The following is a 15582-nucleotide window of genomic DNA, read 5'->3' on the forward strand; positions in this document are numbered from 1 at the left end:
GGATTAGCTCACGGTGCAGATCACCTCACCACCCACGCCGAGGCTGCGGGCCTCCTTGTCGGTGACGACACCCTTGCTGGTGCTGATGATGGCCACGCCGAGGCCGTTCATCACGCGGGGGAGCTCCTCCACGTGGGCGTACTGGCGCAGACCGGGGCTGCTGACACGGCGGAGCTCCTGGATGGCGTTCTGCCGCGTCTGCGGGTTGTACTTGAGGGCGATCTTGATGATGCCCTGTTTGCCGTCGTCCTCCAGCTTGTAGGACAGGATGTAGCCCTTGTCGTAGAGGATGCGCGTGATGTCCTTCTTGAGGCCGGACGCGGGCACCTCCACCACTTTCTTGCGCGCCAGGATGGCGTTGCGCAGACGGGTCAGGTAATCGGCGATGGGATCGGTGGTCATGGTCGATCGATGCGTTGACTTACCAGCTGGACTTGGTGACGCCGGGGATCTTGCCCTCCAGGGCCATCATGCGCAGCATGTAGCGCGAGATGCCGAAGAGGCGCACATAGCCCTTGGGGCGGCCGGTGATCTGGCAGCGGTTGTGCATGCGCACGTAGCTGGAGTTGGCGGGCAGCTGCTGGAGCTTGTCCCATTCGCCGGCGGCCTTGAGGGCGGCGCGCTTGGCGGCGTATTTCTCCACCATGCGCTTGCGCTTGCGCTCGCGGGCCTTCATGCTTTCCTTGGCCATGGTCTGGTCGGTGTCTGGTCGGTTATTTCTTGTCGGCGAACGGGAACCCGAACTCGCGCAGGAGGGCCTTGGCCTCCGCATCGGTGCGGGCGGTGGTCACGAACGTGATGTCCATGCCGCGGATCTTGGCCACCTTGTCGATGTCGATCTCCGGGAAGATGATCTGCTCCTTCACCCCGAAGGTGAAGTTGCCGCGGCCGTCGAAGCCCTTGGCGGGCACGCCGCGGAAGTCGCGGGTGCGGGGAAGGGCCACGGCGATGAGGCGGTCAAGGAACTCGTACATCTTGTCGCCGCGCAGGGTGACGCGGGCGCCGATGGGCATGCCGCGGCGCAGCTTGAAGTTGCTGATGTCCTTCTTGGAGACGGTGGGCACGGCCTTCTGGCCGCTGATGGTGGTCATCTCCACCACGGCGTTGTCCACGATCTTCTTGTCGCCGACCGCATCGCCCAGGCCCTGGTTGAGGTTGATCTTCACCAGGCGGGGCACCTGCATGGAGCTCTTGTAATTGAACTCCTTCTGCAGGGCGGGGGCCACCTCCTTGACGTACTTGGCTTTGAGCCGGGGGCTGTAGGTGCTCATCACTTGGCGGCTGATCTCTTGGTCTTCACGTAGCGTTCCAGCTTGCCCTCCTTGGTGAGGCGGCGCCCCACGCGGCCGGGCAGGCCGCTCTTGGCGTCGATCAGCATGAGGTTGCTCAGGTGGATCGGGCCCTCCTTGTCCACGATGCCGCCCTGGGGGTTGGCGGTCGTGGGCTTGGAGTGCTTCTTGTTGATGTTAAGGCCTTCCACGAGGGCGGCGTTGCGTTCGCGCATCACTTCCAGCACGCGGCCTTCCTTGCCGCGGTCCTCGCCGGCGATCACCTTCACCAGGTCGCCCTTCTTGATGTGTGTCTTCTTCTGCATGGCGCGGTGTGGGTCAGAGCACCTCGGGTGCCAGGGAGATGATCTTCATGAACTTCTTCTCGCGCAGTTCCTTGGCCACGGGGCCGAAGATGCGGGTGCCCTTCATCTCGCCGGCGGCGTCCAGCAGCACCACCGCATTGTCGTCGAAGCGGATGTAGCTGCCGTCCTTGCGGCGCAGTTCCTTGCGGGTGCGCACCACCACCGCCTTGTGCACGGTGCCTTTCTTGGCGCTGCCGTTGGGCATGGCGGCCTTGATGGACACCACGACGGTGTCACCGATGCGCGCATAACGGCGGGCCGTGCCGCCGAGCACACGGATCACGAGCACCTCCTTGGCGCCGCTGTTGTCGGCCACGTTGAGCCTGGATTCCTGTTGGATCATCGTTCGGGTGCGTTACTTGGCGCGTTCGACCACCTCCACCACGCGCCAGCACTTGTTCTTGCTTATGGGGCGGGTCTCCATGATGCGCACGGTGTCACCGATGTGGGCCTCCTGCTTCTCGTCGTGCGCCATGAACTTGCTGCTGCGCTTGACGAACTTGCCGTACTTGGGGTGCATCACGCGGCGCTCGACGGTCACCACCACGCTCTTGTCCATCTTGTCGCTGGTGACGATGCCGATGCGTTCCTTCCTGAGGTTGCGTTCCATGGCTTAGTTCGATTTGGCGTTCAGTTCGCGGGCGCGCAGCTCGGTGAGCACGCGGGCCACTTCGCGGCGGCGGCTGCGCAGGAGCATGGGGTTCTCCACGGGGCTCACGGCGTGGTCGAAGCGGAGCTTGGCCAGTGCGCTGCGTTCCTCCTGCAGTTTGTCCTGCAGTTCCTGGACGGTAAGGTCCCTGAGGGTGGTGCCTTTCTTCTTCATGGCTTCGCTTATTGGCCGTCGTAGTCCTCGCGCACGACGAACTTGGTCTTGATGGGCAGCTTCTGGGCCGCCAGGCGCAGGGCCTCCTTGGCGGTGGCCATCGGCACACCGTCGGCCTCGAAGATGATGCGTCCGGCGTGCACCACGGCCACCCAGTGGTCCAGGGCGCCTTTGCCCTTACCCATGCGCACCTCGGCGGGCTTGGCGGTCACGGGCTTGTCCGGGAACACCTTGATCCACACCTGGCCTTCGCGCTTCATGTGGCGGGTGAGGGCCACACGGGCGGCCTCGATCTGGCGGCTGGTGAGCCACACGCTTTCCATGGCCTTCAGGCCGAAGGAGCCCAGGCTCACGCGGTGTCCGCGCTGGGCCACGCCCTTCATGCGGCCCTTGTGCATATTGCGGCGCTTGCTGCGCTTCGGTTGCAACATGGCGATCAGTTGTTACTGCGGTTACCTCCTCCACGACGCTCTCCACCCGGCCGGCGGTCACCACCGCCACCGCGACGTTCACCGCCACCGCGGCGTTCGCCCATGGGCCGCGGGCCGCCCGGGCCCTTGGCGCCCTTCTGCTGGCCCACGTTGGGGCTCAGGTCGCGCTTGCCGAAGACCTCACCGCGGCAGATCCAGCACTTCACCCCGATGCGACCCATCTTGGTGTGCGCCTCGCTGATGGCGAAGTCGATGTCGGCGCGCAGGGTGTGCAGGGGCACACGGCCCTCTCGGTAGCTCTCGGTGCGCGCGATCTCGGCCCCGTTGAGGCGGCCGGCGACGGTGAGCTTGATGCCCTCGGCGCCCATGCGCATGGTGCTGGCCACGGCCATCTTCATGGCGCGGCGGAAGCTGATGCGGCCTTCAAGCTGGCGGGCGATGCTGTCGGCCACGAGCTTGGCGTCGAGCTCCGGACGCTTGATCTCGAAGATGTTGAGCTGCACATCCTTGCCGGTGAACTTCTTGAGCTCCTCGCGCAGTTTATCCACCTCGGCGCCGCCCTTGCCGATGATCACGCCGGGGCGGGCGGTGTTGATGGTGACGGTGACGAGCTTCAGGGTGCGCTCGATGATGATCTTGCTGACGCTGGCCTTCTTCAGGCGGGTGATGAGATACTGGCGGATGCGCTCATCCTCGACGATCTTGTCGACGTAGTTGTCGCCGCCGTACCAGTTGCTGTCCCAGCCCTTGATGTAGCCGAGGCGGGAGCCGGTCGGGTGTGCTTTCTGTCCCATGGTCCGAGGGTACGGTCTTAGTTGTTGGCGGTGTCGACGATGAGCGTGACGTGGTTCGAGCGCTTCTTCATGCGGTAGGCACGTCCCTGCGGGGCGGGCAGCATGCGCTTCAGGCCACGGGCCTCGTCCACCATGATGCTGCGCACGATCAGCCCGGCCTCGTCGGCGCGCTGACCCTCGTGCTTGGCCTCCCAGTTGGCGATGGCGCTCCGAAGCAGCTTGTACATCGGCTTGCTGGCATGGCGGGTGCTGAACTGCAGGATGCTCAGCGCCTTTTCCACGCCGAGGCCGCGGATGTTGTCGGCCACCTGGCGCATGCGGCGGGGGCTGGTGGGCACGTTCCGCAGGCGGGCGATGGCCACTTCCTTCATGGCCTCCTTGCGCTTCTCGGCGCTCAGTTTCTTACGCTGTCCCATGGGCTATCACTACTTCTTGTTGCCGGAGTGGCCGCGGAACGTGCGGGTGGGGGCGAATTCGCCCAGCTTGTGGCCCACCATGTTCTCGGTCACGTACACGGGGATGAACTTGTTGCCGTTGTGCACCGCGAGCGTCAGGCCGACGAACTCGGGGGTGATGGTGCTGGAGCGTGACCAGGTCTTCAGAACGGCCTTCTTGCCGGACTTCTGCATGTCGGTGACGCGCTTCGCCAGTTTGTAGTGGACGAACGGCGGTTTCTTGAGGGAGCGGCTCATGACTGGCTATCAGATCGATGCGGCCTTGCTGTTGCGGCGCGCGATGATGAACTTGCTCGAGGTGCGCTTGGGGTGGCGCGTCTTCTTGCCCTTGGCCAGCAGGCCCTTGCGGCTGCGGGGGTGACCGCCGGAGGCACGACCCTCACCACCGCCCATGGGGTGGTCCACCGGGTTCATGGCCACCGCACGGGTGCGGGGACGCCGGCCCTGCCAGCGGCTTCGACCGGCCTTGCCGCTCTTCTGCAGCATGTGCTCGGCGTTGCTCACGCTGCCCACGGTGGCCAGGCAATCGCAGAGCACCATGCGGAGCTCGCCGCTGGGCATCTTCAAGGTGGCGTAGCGGCCCTCACGCGCGCTCAGCTGGGCGAAGGTGCCGGCGCTGCGCGCCAGTGCACCGCCCTTGCCGGGCTGCAGTTCCACGTTGTGCACCAGGGTGCCCAGTGGGATCTCGGCCAGGGGCAGGGTGTTGCCCACCTCGGGGGCCACGCCCTTGCCGCTCAGCACCTGCTGGCCCACCTTCAGGCCGGTGGGGGCGAGCATGTACCGCTTCTCGCCATCGGCGTAGACCAGCAGGGCGATGCGGGCGCTGCGGTTGGGGTCGTACTCGATGGTGCGCACCGTGGCGGGGATGCCGTGCTTGTTGCGCTTGAGGTCGACCGTGCGGAAGCGCTGCTTGTGACCACCGCCGATGTAGCGCATGGTCATCTTGCCCTGATTGTTGCGGCCGCCGCTCTTGTTGCGGCCGGTGGTCAGGCTGGGCTCGGGAACGTTCGTGGTGACGCCCTCGAAATCGGTGATCACCCGGTGGCGGGTGCCGGGGGTGACGGGGTTCAGCTTGCGGATGCCCATGGGTCGTTCGGTGCTGCGCGGATCAGATGCTGCTGTACAGGTCGATGGTCTCGCCGGCCTTGAGGGTGACGATGGCCTTCTTGTAGGAGGCGCTGGACCCGCGCAGGATGTTGGTCTTGGTGTAGCGGGTGCGGTGCTTGCCGCGCACGATCATGGTGCGCACGCTGTCCACCTCCACGCCGTACTGCTTCTTCACCGCATCGCGGATCTGGAGCTTGTTGCTATCGCGGGCCACCACGAAGCCGTAGCGGTTCTCCTTCTCGCCTTGGGCGGTCATCTTCTCCGTGATGATCGGTCGGATGAGGATCTGGCTCATGGCTTACTTGGTGAGGGTGGCCTCCAGGGCGGCGATCGCGTCCTTCACGATCAGCACCTTGTTGGCGTTCATGATGTCGTAGGTGTTCACCTCGCTGGCGATGACAACGCGGGCGCCCTGGATGTTGCGCGCGCTGAGCAGCACGTTCTCATCCTTGGTGGGCAGCACGACGAGCGCCTTGCGGTCATTGAGGCTGAAGGCCTTGAGCATGCCGGCGAAGGCGCTGGTCTTGGGGGCTTTGATGCCGGTGCTGTCGAGCACGGCGATGGCGCCTTCCTTGGCCTTGTATGTGAGGGCGCTGCGGCGGGCCAGGTCCTTCACCTTCTTGTTCAACTTGAAGGAGTAATCGCGAGGCTTGGGGCCGAACACACGGGCGCCGCCCTTGAACAGCGGGCTCTTGATCGAACCCTTGCGGCTGCCGCCTGTGCCTTTCTGGCGGTGCAACTTCTTGGTGCTGCCGCTCACCTCGCTCTTCTCGAGGGTCTTGTGCGTGCCCTGGCGCTTGTTGGCCAGGTGCTGCTTCACGTCCAGCCAGATGGCGTGGTCGTTCGGCTCCACGGCGAAGACCGCGTCGTTGAGCTTGGCCTTCTTGCCGGTGGCCTTGCCGTCGGTGCTGTAGATCTCGAGCTCCATCTTACTTCCAGATGATCACCATGCTGCCCTTGGCACCGGGGATGGCGCCACGCAGCACGAGGAGGTTCTTGTCCTTGTCGATCTTCACCACCTTGAGGTTCTCGGTGGTGTACTGCTCACCGCCCTTGCGGCCGGCCATGCGAAGTCCCTTGAACACGCGGGCGGGGTAGGAGCTTCCCCCCAACGAACCCGGGGCGCGGCTGCGGTCGTGCTGACCGTGAGTGGTCTCGCCCACGCCGTTGAAGCCGTGGCGCTTCACCACACCCTGGAAGCCTTTGCCCTTGCTCTTGCCGGTCACGCTCACGAAGGAGCCTTCCTCGAAGAGGTCGACGCCGACGGTGTCGCCGAGCTTGAGGTCCTGCTCGAACTCCTTGAACTCGTGGGCCTTCACCTTGGGGGTGGTGCCGGCCTTCTTGTAGTGGCCGGCCAGGGCCTTGGTGGCGTTCTTCTCGCCGCGCTCCCCGTAGGCGAGCTGCACGGCCTCGTAGCCGTCCTTCTCGGTGGTCCGCACCTGGGTCACCACGCAGGGACCGGCCTCGATCACGGTGCAGCCCACAAGCTGCCCGTCCGTGTCGTACAGGCTGGTCATTCCGATCTTCTTGCCGATCAAGCCGCTCATTGTGCAGTTCGTTTACTCGGTCAGACCTTGATCTCCACGTCCACGCCGCTGGGGAGCTCCAGTTTCATCAGGGCATCGATCGTCTTGCTGGACGAACTGTAGATGTCCATCAGGCGCTTGTAGCTGCAGAGCTGGAACTGTTCACGGGCCTTCTTGTTGACGTGCGGGCTGCGCAGCACGGTGAAGATGCGCTTATGGGTGGGCAGAGGGATGGGACCGCTCACCACGGCGCCCGTGCTCTTCACGGTCTTCACGATCTTCTCGGCGCTCTTGTCGACGAGGTTGTGATCGTAGGACCTCAGCTTGATGCGGATCTTTTGGGTCATCGCAGTTGGGGGGTCAGGCGGACACTTTGCCACGCACCTTGGCCAGCACGGCCTCGGCGACGTTGTTGGGGGCTTGCTGATAGTGGCTGAACTCCATCGTGCTGCTGGCGCGGCCGGAGCTCAGGGTGCGAAGGCTGGTGACGTAGCCGAACATCTCGCTCAGGGGCACCTTGCCCTTGATGGCCTTGGCGCCGGAGCGGTCCTCCATGCCCTCGATGGTGCCGCGGCGACGGTTGAGGTCACCCACGATATCGCCCATGTTCTCCTCGGGCGTCACCACCTCGATCTTCATGATGGGCTCCATCAGCACGGGCTTGCACTTGGGCACGGCCTCGCGGAAGGCGCTCTTGGCGCAGATCTCGAAGCTCAGCGCGTCGGAGTCCACGTTGTGGAACGAACCGTCGTACAGCGTCACCTTCAGGCTCTCCATGGGGTAGCCGGCGAGCACGCCGTTCTGCAGGCTGGCCTTGAATCCCTTTTCCACGGCGGGGATGAACTCCTTGGGGATCGAGCCGCCCTTGATCTCGTCGATGAACTCCAGCCCGCTCTTCTCCTGATCGGTCTGGGGCTCGATGCGCACGTGGATGTCCGCGAACTTTCCGCGGCCGCCGGTCTGCTTCTTGTAGACCTCGCGGTGCTCCACGGAGCCGCTGATGGCCTCCTTGTACTTCACCTGGGGGGCGCCCTGATTGCACTCGACCTTGAACTCGCGCTTCATGCGGTCCACGATGATCTCCAGGTGCAGCTCGCCCATGCCGCTGATCACGGTCTGACCGGTCTCGTCGTCGGTGTGAACGCGGAAGGTGGGGTCCTCCTCGGCCAGCTTGTACAGGGCGGTCCCCATCTTGTCCATATCGGCCTGGCTCTTGGGCTCCACGGCGATGCCGATCACAGGCTCCGGGAAGCTCATGCTCTCCAGCACGATCGGGTTGCTCTCATCGCACAGGGTGTCGCCGGTGCGGATGTCCTTGAAGCCGACCGCCGCGCCGATGTCGCCCGCTTCGATCACTTCCACGGGGTTCTGCTTGTTGGCGTGCATCTGGAAGATGCGGCTGATGCGCTCCTTGTTGCCGGTGCGCATGTTCTTGACATAGCTGCCGGCGGGCACCGCGCCGCTGTAGCAGCGGAAGAAGGCCAGTCGGCCCACGTAGGGGTCGGTGGCGATCTTGAAGGCCAGGCTGGCCATGGGCTCCTTGGCGTCAGGGCGCCGCACGAGCTCCTCTCCCGTCTCCGGGTTGGTGCCGGTGACGGCGGCGATGTCCATCGGGCTGGGCAGGTAGGCCATCACGGCGTCGAGCATGGTCTGAACGCCCTTGTTCTTGAAGGCGCTTCCACAGAGCACCGGAGTGATGCTCATGTTGATGGTGCTGATGCGCACCGCGTTCATGATCTCGGCCTCGGTGAGGCTGTCCGGGTCGGCGAAGTACTTCTCCATCAGCTTGTCGTCGCTTTCGGCGACGGCCTCGATGAGCTTGTCACGCCACTCCTTCACCGTGTCGACGAGGTCGGCGGGAATGGGCACCTCGCTCCAGGTCATGCCCTGGTCGGCCTCGTTCCACACCATGCCACGGTTGTTGATCAGGTCCACCACCCCTTTGAAGTCCGCCTCGGCCCCGATGGGCACCTGCAGGGGAACGGGGTTGGCTCCGAGGCGCTCGCGGATCTGCTTCACGACGTTGAAGAAGTCCGCACCGCTCCGGTCCATCTTGTTGACGAAGGCCAGACGGGGCACCTGGTACTTGTTGGCCTGGCGCCACACGGTCTCGCTCTGGGGCTCCACGCCGCCCACGGCGCAGAAGAGGGCCACGGCACCGTCGAGCACGCGCAGGCTGCGCTCCACCTCCACGGTGAAGTCCACGTGGCCCGGGGTGTCGATCAGGTTGATCTTGTACTTCTCGCCGCGGTAGTTCCAGCTGGTGGTGGTGGCGGCGCTGGTGATGGTGATGCCGCGCTCCTGTTCCTGCTCCATCCAGTCCATGGTGGCGGCCCCGTCATGCACCTCGCCGATCTTGTGGACCAGGCCGGTGTAGTACAGGATGCGCTCGGACGTGGTGGTCTTGCCGGCATCGATGTGCGCCATGATGCCGATGTTGCGCGTGTATTTGAGGTCGCGGGCCATGTGGCTGTGCTCGTTGGCTTAGAAGCGGAAGTGGCTGAAGGCCTTGTTCGCTTCGGCCATTTTGTGGACTTCTTCTTTCTTTTTGAACGCGGCGCCCTCCTCCTTGCTGGCCGCGAGGATCTCGTTGGCGAGCTTCTGGGCCATGCTGCGCTCATTGCGGCCGCGGCTGTAGCCGATCAGCCATTTCATGGCGAGGCTGCGCTTGCGGTCGTCGCGCACCGGCTGCGGGATCTGGAAGTTGGCACCGCCCACGCGGCGTGTGCGCACCTCGACCTGGGGGGTCACGTTCTGCAGGGCCTTGCGCCACACCTCCAAGCCGTCCTCTCCGCTCTTCTCACCCACGATGTCGATCGCGTTGTAGAAGATGTCGAAGGCCTTGTTCTTCTTCCCCGAGTACATCAGGTTGTTCACGAACTTGGTCACCAGCACATCGCCGAACTTGGGGTCGGGCAGGGTGGTGACGTACCGATTGGTCGTGGTCTTGCGCATGACAGCTTACTTCTTGGCGGCGGGCTTGGCGCCGGGCTTGGGACGTTTGGTGCCGTACTTGGAGCGGCGCTGGTTGCGGCCCTCCACGCCGGCCGTGTCGAGCACGCCGCGTACGATGTGGTACTTCACACCCGGGAGGTCCTTCACACGTCCGCCCCGCACCAGCACGATGCTGTGCTCCTGCAGGTTGTGGCCTTCACCGCCGATGTAGGCGATGACCTCATACCCGTTCACCAAGCGCACCTTGGCCACCTTTCGGAGGGCCGAATTGGGCTTCTTCGGGGTGGTGGTGTACACCTTGGTGCAGACGCCGCGGCGCTGCGGGCAACTGGTCAGTGCGACCGACTTGCTCTTGTACTGCGCCTTTTCGCGCCCCTTGCGGATGAGCTGCTGGATGGTAGGCATCGGCTCGTTTTCTCTTGTCTTTCAGTCGTTTCCGCCCAGTTTGGGCGCGAAAAACGGGCTGCAAAGGTAGATATCCCGGCCTTTCAACCAACTCCTGTTGAAGGAATTTTCCGCACGGGACCCGCATTGGTGCCCGTCACAGGCCCGCGACCCATCGGGTGGATAGTGTGTAACTGTCAGAAAAACAGGGTTTTGTGTATGGCCAGCGCCGGGCTGGTCCTTCTCTTCCCGAGGCCCGCGCTTCGGTCGTCGGCCGGTGCCGTTCGTTGTGCGCGTTTACCTTTGTATGGTATCAAATGATCTTATCGTGATCTCATCCGCGTACACCTTCTACACCTTCCACAGCCGGATGTTGAACCTGCTGACGACCATCCATCACCGGCTGGGCGAAGTGCAGGCCCGGCACCTGCACACGCCGCTTCCCGAGCTGTCCAAGGCCTACCGGGTCAGCGCCGTGCATGCCATGTTGGGCCTGGAGGGCAGCGTGCTGGACCCGCTTCCCGTGGCGGAGCTGGTGAGCCGACCGCTGGAAGGTTTGGACCAGTCCGCCTTGGAGGTGGTGAACACCCACCGGGCCTTGGACCTTCTGCCGACGCTGGACCCGCACGCGATCGGCGACCTCAGGCAGGTGCACGGGGTGCTGATGCATGGCCTGGCCCTCGATGCCGGGCAGTTCCGCACGGGCCCCATGGACGTGCTGTACGGCGATCCCCCGCCCTTGCGCCGGGCACCGGCGGACGATGTTCCCGTACAGGTGGCGGAGCTGCTGCATATCGTGGAGAACGACGACACCCCTCCGGTGATCGTTAGCTGCATGCTGCACTTCGCCCTGGTGTACCTGCGCCCCTTCAGCGCGGGGAACGGTCGCCTGGCGCGGCTGTGGCAGCGTCGCGTGCTCATGCGTCATTGGCCCGTGTTCGCCTACCTGCCCGTGGAGGCCTTCATCCACCGCACGCAGCCGGCCTACTATGCGGCGTTGGAGTATGCGGACCGCCAGGGTGATTGCGGTGGCTTCATCGCGTACATGCTGGAGCGCATCGATGAGGCCCTGGCCGAGCTGCTGGCCATGCCCGATCCCGTGCGCGGCGGGTCCGAACGTGTGGCCATATTCCTGCAACAGGCGCCCGCGAGGTGGTTCCATCGGAAGGACTACCGGTCGCGGTTCCCCGAGCTCAGCACGGCCACGGCCAGCCGCGATCTGCGCGAAGCGGTGGTCCAAGGGCGTTTGGTGCGGAACGGCGACGGCCGCAACGCCCGCTACAGGGAGGCCGGTTGACCGGCATCACCGCACGATCATGCAGCGTCCGACCCCGCGTTCAAGCCCCTGCGGTCCCACGACGGACACCTGAACGGTCTGTGCCGGCAGATCCTCCACGGAGATGTGGGTGAGCGTTTGCACGAGGGCGGCTTCACGGAGGAGGCGACCGGCCTGGTCGCGCAGCCGTACCACAGTTCCGCGGGGCGGATCGCCGGGCCAGGCGATCGTCAGCTGCTCCGAGGTGGGATCCGGCCAGGTCCGCACGCCCGGCATGTCAGGCATCGGCGGCAGACCCACCGCGCTGGTCCGACGCGCCAGGGTGTAGTCACCGGGCTGCAGGCCGTCGGCCTCGATGCGCCCGGTGCGGTCCGTGGGGCTGTTCAGGGTGGTCCGTGTCTGCTGCGGCCAGGGGCTCCAGGGGAAGTGGGCGTTCGGTCGGTGCAGCAGCAGCAAGCTATCCTCGTGGAAAGGCAGTCCGGGCAGGTCTTCCATCAAGCCCACATCCAAACCGCCGGCGCTGCTGGCCCGGCCGTCGTAGTTGATGCGGGCGCGGATCTGCGTGCCGGTGGGAAAGCTGCCATGCACGCGCCACCACCGGTCCGGCGAGAGCATGTAGAGGAAGGGAGGGTCCGTCCATGCATCGGCCGCGGTCCAGTATTGCTCCACCCGCAACGGGGTGGGGGTGGGGATGCTCTGGGCGATGAGCATCACATCGGCCTGCTGGAGGTTCACCGTGCCTGGCGCGTTCAGCGTGTCCTCCACGGCGGTGACGGCCTGGCTGATGCGGTCGTCCGCGTTGAGCAGGACGTCCATCGGCGCGAAAGGCGCGTCCACGGTGAAGGTGGTCTGCGCGCCGCCCAAGGGTACGGGATCGCCCGGGCTCCAGCGATCGCCCGTCGCGCTCACGAAGGTCACTGACATGGGCACATCGGTATAGAGGTGTTGCGCGGCCCTGAGCTTCTGCTCGACATGCACAATGGTGCTGAACACACCGCCCTGGGGCACCACGGTGAAGGAGTCCACTTCGAAGCCGGCCCATCCGGGTTGCAGGATCCAGTCGTCAAAATAGGCCGTGAGGTCCTGCCCGGTGGCGGCGGAGAGGTGGTCGCGCAACTGCGTCGTGGTCACGGGCTGGAAGGCATAGGTGTCCAGGAAGCTCGTGAGCCCGCTGCAGAAGGCCGCATCGCCGAGGTAGCTGCGGAGCGTGTGCAGCACGTCGGCGCCCTTGTTGTAGCTGTGCTCGCCGTAGGTCCACTCCTGCGGCACCTCCGAAAGGGCGTAGTGTTCGCCACCGTCCTCCCAATGACAGCGGCGTAACATGGCGTAGTGGTTGGCGCGCACGGTGTTCCGGTAGCGTCCCGTCCCATGCACCGCTTCCAGGAAGAGGTAGCTGAGGTATTCGGCGAAGCCTTCGTTGATGTACATCTCCTCGGCCCGTGCGCAGGTGACCAGGTCGCCGAACCATTGGTGGGCCAGTTCATGGGCCATGGTGGCCTCGTATTGTGTGGAGCCGTCGGCGATGAAGTCGGGGTAAGTGATGTTGGTGCTGTGCTCCATGGCACCGCGGCTGGCCAGGTGATAGCCGATCCGGTTCCATCGGTAGGCGCCGAAGCAGCTCTCGAACCGATCGAAGGCATCCTGAAGGTGCACGAAGGATGCACGGAGCTGGGCGGTGTCCGCGGGGAGGGCCACGAGGTCAACCGGAACGGTGTCACCGTCGATGCTCGTGAAGGCCAGGTGGACATTGCGGTAGTTGCCGGCGGCCACCGAGGCCAGGTAGCTCGGGATCGGCTCCAGCAGTTCCCATTCGGTGAGGAGGGTGTCCCCGCCGAGCGGGGTGGTGCCCAGCAGGCGGCCGTTGCACCATGCGCTTCGGGGCCCGTTGGTGGTGATGTGGAAGCTGAAGGAGGAGCGCTCCACGAAGTTGTCGAAGCAAGGGAACCAGCTGCGGCCGTAGCTGTGAGGTTGGCTGGTGAAGGCCACGCCCAGGTTGTAGAGGTATTGGCTCTCCAGATAGAAGCCTCCGAAGTTGCTGGGGTCGGTGGCGGGTTCCCCTTGGTAGTGCACGGCGACCTCCACTTCATCCCCGGGACCGTAGGGCTGGCCGAGGTCCACGAGCAGGGTGCCGCCGCTGTGGATGAACCCCAGTCCGAGGCCGTTGGCGTCCAGCACCGAATCGACCGTGAGGTCGATCAGGTCCAGACGGATGGCGTCCACGCCGGGTACGAGCGGAGCGAAGCGCACCACGGTGCGGGCCGAGATGCGATCGTTCGCCCACGCGGTGAGGTCGAGGTGGATGGCGGTATGGAGGATGTCGATGCTGTCACTGCGCTGATCCTGCAGGCCGCTGCGGTGCGGGGGGGCGTCACCCGTTCGTTTGGACTCCAGGCAGGTGGTCTGTGCGGTCGCGGCGGAGAGGGCGATGAAGCTGGCGATCAGGGATGGCAGGCGCATGGGCGGGAGGTGCGAACGAAGGGTCGGGCTGGTCTGTTCCATCCTCGGTGCGGGGTCCTTCGTCACCGCCCAAAGCTAACCGGGCGAAAGCGGACGTTCACATGACCGATGGAGGCTGACGGGATCCCTACATTTGAGAATCAGCCTTGTGATCCCACGGACGCATGAAGCCAAGCACCGAACTGCACGACCTTGTCCGTTCGCTCACCAAGAGCGAGAAGCGCTTCTTCAAGCTGCACAGCACAATGCAGGCCGGCGACAAGAATTACCTGCGGATCTTCGATGCGGTGGACAAGCAGCGCATCTACGATGAGGATGCGCTCAAGCGGCAGTTCGCCAAGGAGACCTTCATCCGGCATTTCCCCTCGGAGAAGAACCATCTGTACAAGCTGATCCTGAAGGCCCTCCGTGCCTATCACGCGGAGAGCACCATCAGCGGGATCCTGAAGCAGGAGATCAAGAACATCGAGATCCTGTACGACAAGGCGCTCTACAAGGAGTGCAACAAGCTGCTGCACCGGGCCAAGCGGATCGCGCGGGAGAACGAGAAGTTCTACTACCTCTTCGAGCTGCTCAACTGGGAGAAGATGCTGCTGGAGGAGGCCTATGAGAGCGGGGAGTTCACCAAGGACCTGGATGCGCTCATCGCCGAGGAGAGCGAGGTGCTGGAGAAGCTGCGGAACCTGGCGGCGTACCACATCCTGTACAGCAAGATCAACTACGTGTTCCGGAGCGGTGGGTATGTGCGCAGCGAGGAGGAGCACGCCATGGTGGAGGAGATCGCCCAGCATCCCTTGATCGTGGGGAAGAACACGGCACTGAGCCATCGCGCGGCCACGATCTGCTACTACACACAGGGGTTCTGTGCCTGGGCCAAGCGCGATTGGCGCACGAGCCTGACGAAGTTCATGCGGGTGAAGGAGATCCTGGACCGGGAGAAGGCCCTGCGTGCCGACCTCGCCAAGCGATACATCCGCACCCTGCACTACATCATCAACGCGCAGATCGAGCTTGGTGAGTTCAAGGGTGCACGGGAGCACATCAAGCTCATGCGGGCCATGACGGACGAACCGGCCTTCGGGGGCATCCAGATCGCCGTGCAGGTCTTCAACGCCAGCTACCTGAGCGAACTGCGGTTGCTGGACCGGATGGGCGAACATGACAAGGCGCTGGAACTGGTTCCGGCCGTGCTGTCGGGCCTTGAGGAGGAGGGGCCGAGGCTGCACAAGGAGCAGGAGCTGGAGTTCTGGTGGGCCCTGAGCTGCGCGTATTTCGGCGCCGGCGAGATGAACAAGGCGCTGTTCTGGCTGAACAAGTTGCTGAACGACACCGAACCCACCCTTCGCCAGGACCTGTTCACCTACGCGCGGCTGTTCAACCTGGTGGTGCACTATGAGCTGGGGAATTTCGACCTGCTCGAGTACATCGTTCGCAGCACGCACCGGTTCCTCAGCAAGCGACAGCGCGCGAACGAGACGGAGACCGTCCTGATCGACCACGTGAAGCGGCTGGCGCGCGCCACGCAGCCGGGGGCCCGGCGTGATCTTCACCGGAGCCTGCACGAGCGGCTCAGCGAACTGATGGAGGACCCGCAGGAGCGACTGGCCCTGAACTACTTCGATTTCATGGCCTGGAGCCTGTCCAAGGTGGAGGGCATCACGTACAGCGAGGCGGTGCGGCGGGGAAAGCGAACGGAGGTCCGGGCCTGACCGCAGCGCGGACGTGCATCGGTCCGCACGGT

General features: G+C 64.6%; 22 protein-coding genes. 2 read left to right on the top strand and 20 right to left on the bottom strand.

What is annotated here, in order from left to right:
- Positions 1–3 precede the first annotated feature (3 nt).
- From rpsH to IPM49_14590, 19 genes are read right to left on the bottom strand one after another with little or no spacing between them, the layout of a single operon-like run.
- Complete coding sequence (gene rpsH / locus IPM49_14500; GenBank protein MBK9275732.1) at positions 4–402, bottom strand: 30S ribosomal protein S8; 399 nt, start codon at positions 400–402, stop codon at positions 4–6.
- A 19-nt stretch (positions 403–421) separates the two neighbouring features.
- Positions 422–691, bottom strand: a complete 270-nt coding sequence (gene rpsN / locus IPM49_14505; protein ID MBK9275733.1) for a 30S ribosomal protein S14 — start codon at positions 689–691, stop codon at positions 422–424.
- 22 nt (positions 692–713) lie between these two features.
- Positions 714–1271: a 50S ribosomal protein L5 gene (gene rplE / locus IPM49_14510; protein MBK9275734.1), complete on the bottom strand. Its 558-nt coding sequence runs from the start codon at positions 1269–1271 to the stop codon at positions 714–716.
- A complete protein-coding gene (rplX, locus tag IPM49_14515) occupies positions 1271–1594 on the bottom strand; it encodes a 50S ribosomal protein L24 (protein ID MBK9275735.1) in 324 nt (107 codons plus the stop codon). The genes rplE and rplX overlap by 1 nt, the downstream gene beginning before the upstream one ends.
- A 13-nt stretch (positions 1595–1607) precedes the next feature.
- Positions 1608–1976 carry a 50S ribosomal protein L14 gene (gene rplN, locus IPM49_14520; GenBank protein MBK9275736.1) on the bottom strand — a complete coding sequence of 123 codons (369 nt, stop codon included), beginning with the start codon at positions 1974–1976 and terminating at the stop codon, positions 1608–1610.
- Between the two features lie 12 nt (positions 1977–1988).
- Positions 1989–2243, bottom strand: coding sequence for a 30S ribosomal protein S17 (gene rpsQ / locus IPM49_14525; GenBank protein MBK9275737.1), 255 nt, complete (start codon positions 2241–2243; stop codon positions 1989–1991).
- Between the two features lie 3 nt (positions 2244–2246).
- Positions 2247–2456, bottom strand: a complete 210-nt coding sequence (gene rpmC, locus IPM49_14530) for a 50S ribosomal protein L29 (GenBank protein MBK9275738.1) — start codon at positions 2454–2456, stop codon at positions 2247–2249.
- An 8-nt stretch (positions 2457–2464) separates the two neighbouring features.
- On the bottom strand, positions 2465–2887 hold the full coding sequence (rplP, locus tag IPM49_14535) for a 50S ribosomal protein L16 (GenBank protein ID MBK9275739.1): 423 nt from the start codon (positions 2885–2887) through the stop codon (positions 2465–2467).
- Positions 2888–2892: 5 nt separating this feature from the next.
- Positions 2893–3681, bottom strand: a complete 789-nt coding sequence (rpsC, locus tag IPM49_14540; GenBank protein MBK9275740.1) for a 30S ribosomal protein S3 — start codon at positions 3679–3681, stop codon at positions 2893–2895.
- Between the two features lie 17 nt (positions 3682–3698).
- Positions 3699–4097, bottom strand: coding sequence for a 50S ribosomal protein L22 (rplV, locus tag IPM49_14545; protein MBK9275741.1), 399 nt, complete (start codon positions 4095–4097; stop codon positions 3699–3701).
- A 9-nt stretch (positions 4098–4106) separates the two neighbouring features.
- Positions 4107–4373, bottom strand: coding sequence for a 30S ribosomal protein S19 (gene rpsS, locus IPM49_14550; GenBank protein MBK9275742.1), 267 nt, complete (start codon positions 4371–4373; stop codon positions 4107–4109).
- Between the two features lie 9 nt (positions 4374–4382).
- Positions 4383–5222, bottom strand: a complete 840-nt coding sequence (gene rplB / locus IPM49_14555; GenBank protein MBK9275743.1) for a 50S ribosomal protein L2 — start codon at positions 5220–5222, stop codon at positions 4383–4385.
- Between the two features lie 22 nt (positions 5223–5244).
- Positions 5245–5538: a 50S ribosomal protein L23 gene (gene rplW / locus IPM49_14560; GenBank protein MBK9275744.1), complete on the bottom strand. Its 294-nt coding sequence runs from the start codon at positions 5536–5538 to the stop codon at positions 5245–5247.
- Between the two features lie 3 nt (positions 5539–5541).
- Complete coding sequence (rplD, locus tag IPM49_14565; protein ID MBK9275745.1) at positions 5542–6171, bottom strand: 50S ribosomal protein L4; 630 nt, start codon at positions 6169–6171, stop codon at positions 5542–5544.
- Position 6172: 1 nt separating this feature from the next.
- Positions 6173–6790 (bottom strand): 50S ribosomal protein L3, encoded by a 618-nt coding sequence (rplC, locus tag IPM49_14570; GenBank protein MBK9275746.1) that lies wholly within the window; start codon positions 6788–6790, stop codon positions 6173–6175.
- 20 nt (positions 6791–6810) lie between these two features.
- On the bottom strand, positions 6811–7116 hold the full coding sequence (gene rpsJ, locus IPM49_14575) for a 30S ribosomal protein S10 (GenBank protein ID MBK9275747.1): 306 nt from the start codon (positions 7114–7116) through the stop codon (positions 6811–6813).
- A gap of 13 nt (positions 7117–7129) precedes the next feature.
- Positions 7130–9235, bottom strand: a complete 2106-nt coding sequence (fusA, locus tag IPM49_14580; GenBank protein MBK9275748.1) for an elongation factor G — start codon at positions 9233–9235, stop codon at positions 7130–7132.
- A gap of 18 nt (positions 9236–9253) precedes the next feature.
- Positions 9254–9724: a 30S ribosomal protein S7 gene (rpsG, locus tag IPM49_14585; protein ID MBK9275749.1), complete on the bottom strand. Its 471-nt coding sequence runs from the start codon at positions 9722–9724 to the stop codon at positions 9254–9256.
- A gap of 6 nt (positions 9725–9730) precedes the next feature.
- A complete protein-coding gene (locus tag IPM49_14590; protein ID MBK9275750.1) occupies positions 9731–10129 on the bottom strand; it encodes a 30S ribosomal protein S12 in 399 nt (132 codons plus the stop codon).
- Positions 10130–10436: 307 nt separating this feature from the next.
- Here IPM49_14590 and IPM49_14595 point away from each other — a divergent pair, with 307 nt between their 5' ends.
- Positions 10437–11405 carry a Fic family protein gene (locus tag IPM49_14595; protein MBK9275751.1) on the top strand — a complete coding sequence of 323 codons (969 nt, stop codon included), beginning with the start codon at positions 10437–10439 and terminating at the stop codon, positions 11403–11405.
- 6 nt (positions 11406–11411) lie between these two features.
- Here IPM49_14595 and IPM49_14600 read toward each other — a convergent pair whose 3' ends face one another.
- Entirely contained in the window at positions 11412–13841 is a 2430-nt protein-coding gene (locus IPM49_14600; GenBank protein MBK9275752.1) for a M1 family metallopeptidase, read from the bottom strand.
- Between the two features lie 164 nt (positions 13842–14005).
- Between IPM49_14600 and IPM49_14605 the strand changes: the two genes are divergently transcribed.
- Complete coding sequence (locus IPM49_14605; GenBank protein ID MBK9275753.1) at positions 14006–15550, top strand: hypothetical protein; 1545 nt, start codon at positions 14006–14008, stop codon at positions 15548–15550.
- Positions 15551–15582: the final 32 nt, after the last annotated feature.

Source organism: Flavobacteriales bacterium (assembly GCA_016715895.1).
In the GTDB taxonomy this organism is placed as follows: domain Bacteria; phylum Bacteroidota; class Bacteroidia; order Flavobacteriales_F; family PHOS-HE28; genus PHOS-HE28.

What these genes read in the sequence shown, in the direction of transcription:
- rpsH (MBK9275732.1), bottom strand. Translation starts at nt 402, where the DNA reads ATGACCACCGATCCCATCGCCGATTACCTGACCCGTCTGCGCAACGCC.
- rpsN (MBK9275733.1), bottom strand. Translation starts at nt 691, where the DNA reads ATGGCCAAGGAAAGCATGAAGGCCCGCGAGCGCAAGCGCAAGCGCATG.
- rplE (MBK9275734.1), bottom strand. Translation starts at nt 1,271, where the DNA reads ATGAGCACCTACAGCCCCCGGCTCAAAGCCAAGTACGTCAAGGAGGTG.
- rplX (MBK9275735.1), bottom strand. Translation starts at nt 1,594, where the DNA reads ATGCAGAAGAAGACACACATCAAGAAGGGCGACCTGGTGAAGGTGATC.
- rplN (MBK9275736.1), bottom strand. Translation starts at nt 1,976, where the DNA reads ATGATCCAACAGGAATCCAGGCTCAACGTGGCCGACAACAGCGGCGCC.
- rpsQ (MBK9275737.1), bottom strand. Translation starts at nt 2,243, where the DNA reads ATGGAACGCAACCTCAGGAAGGAACGCATCGGCATCGTCACCAGCGAC.
- rpmC (MBK9275738.1), bottom strand. Translation starts at nt 2,456, where the DNA reads ATGAAGAAGAAAGGCACCACCCTCAGGGACCTTACCGTCCAGGAACTG.
- rplP (MBK9275739.1), bottom strand. Translation starts at nt 2,887, where the DNA reads ATGTTGCAACCGAAGCGCAGCAAGCGCCGCAATATGCACAAGGGCCGC.
- rpsC (MBK9275740.1), bottom strand. Translation starts at nt 3,681, where the DNA reads ATGGGACAGAAAGCACACCCGACCGGCTCCCGCCTCGGCTACATCAAG.
- rplV (MBK9275741.1), bottom strand. Translation starts at nt 4,097, where the DNA reads ATGGGACAGCGTAAGAAACTGAGCGCCGAGAAGCGCAAGGAGGCCATG.
- rpsS (MBK9275742.1), bottom strand. Translation starts at nt 4,373, where the DNA reads ATGAGCCGCTCCCTCAAGAAACCGCCGTTCGTCCACTACAAACTGGCG.
- rplB (MBK9275743.1), bottom strand. Translation starts at nt 5,222, where the DNA reads ATGGGCATCCGCAAGCTGAACCCCGTCACCCCCGGCACCCGCCACCGG.
- rplW (MBK9275744.1), bottom strand. Translation starts at nt 5,538, where the DNA reads ATGAGCCAGATCCTCATCCGACCGATCATCACGGAGAAGATGACCGCC.
- rplD (MBK9275745.1), bottom strand. Translation starts at nt 6,171, where the DNA reads ATGGAGCTCGAGATCTACAGCACCGACGGCAAGGCCACCGGCAAGAAG.
- rplC (MBK9275746.1), bottom strand. Translation starts at nt 6,790, where the DNA reads ATGAGCGGCTTGATCGGCAAGAAGATCGGAATGACCAGCCTGTACGAC.
- rpsJ (MBK9275747.1), bottom strand. Translation starts at nt 7,116, where the DNA reads ATGACCCAAAAGATCCGCATCAAGCTGAGGTCCTACGATCACAACCTC.
- fusA (MBK9275748.1), bottom strand. Translation starts at nt 9,235, where the DNA reads ATGGCCCGCGACCTCAAATACACGCGCAACATCGGCATCATGGCGCAC.
- rpsG (MBK9275749.1), bottom strand. Translation starts at nt 9,724, where the DNA reads ATGCGCAAGACCACGACCAATCGGTACGTCACCACCCTGCCCGACCCC.
- IPM49_14590 (MBK9275750.1), bottom strand. Translation starts at nt 10,129, where the DNA reads ATGCCTACCATCCAGCAGCTCATCCGCAAGGGGCGCGAAAAGGCGCAG.
- IPM49_14600 (MBK9275752.1), bottom strand. Translation starts at nt 13,841, where the DNA reads ATGCGCCTGCCATCCCTGATCGCCAGCTTCATCGCCCTCTCCGCCGCG.
- IPM49_14605 (MBK9275753.1), top strand. Translation starts at nt 14,006, where the DNA reads ATGAAGCCAAGCACCGAACTGCACGACCTTGTCCGTTCGCTCACCAAG.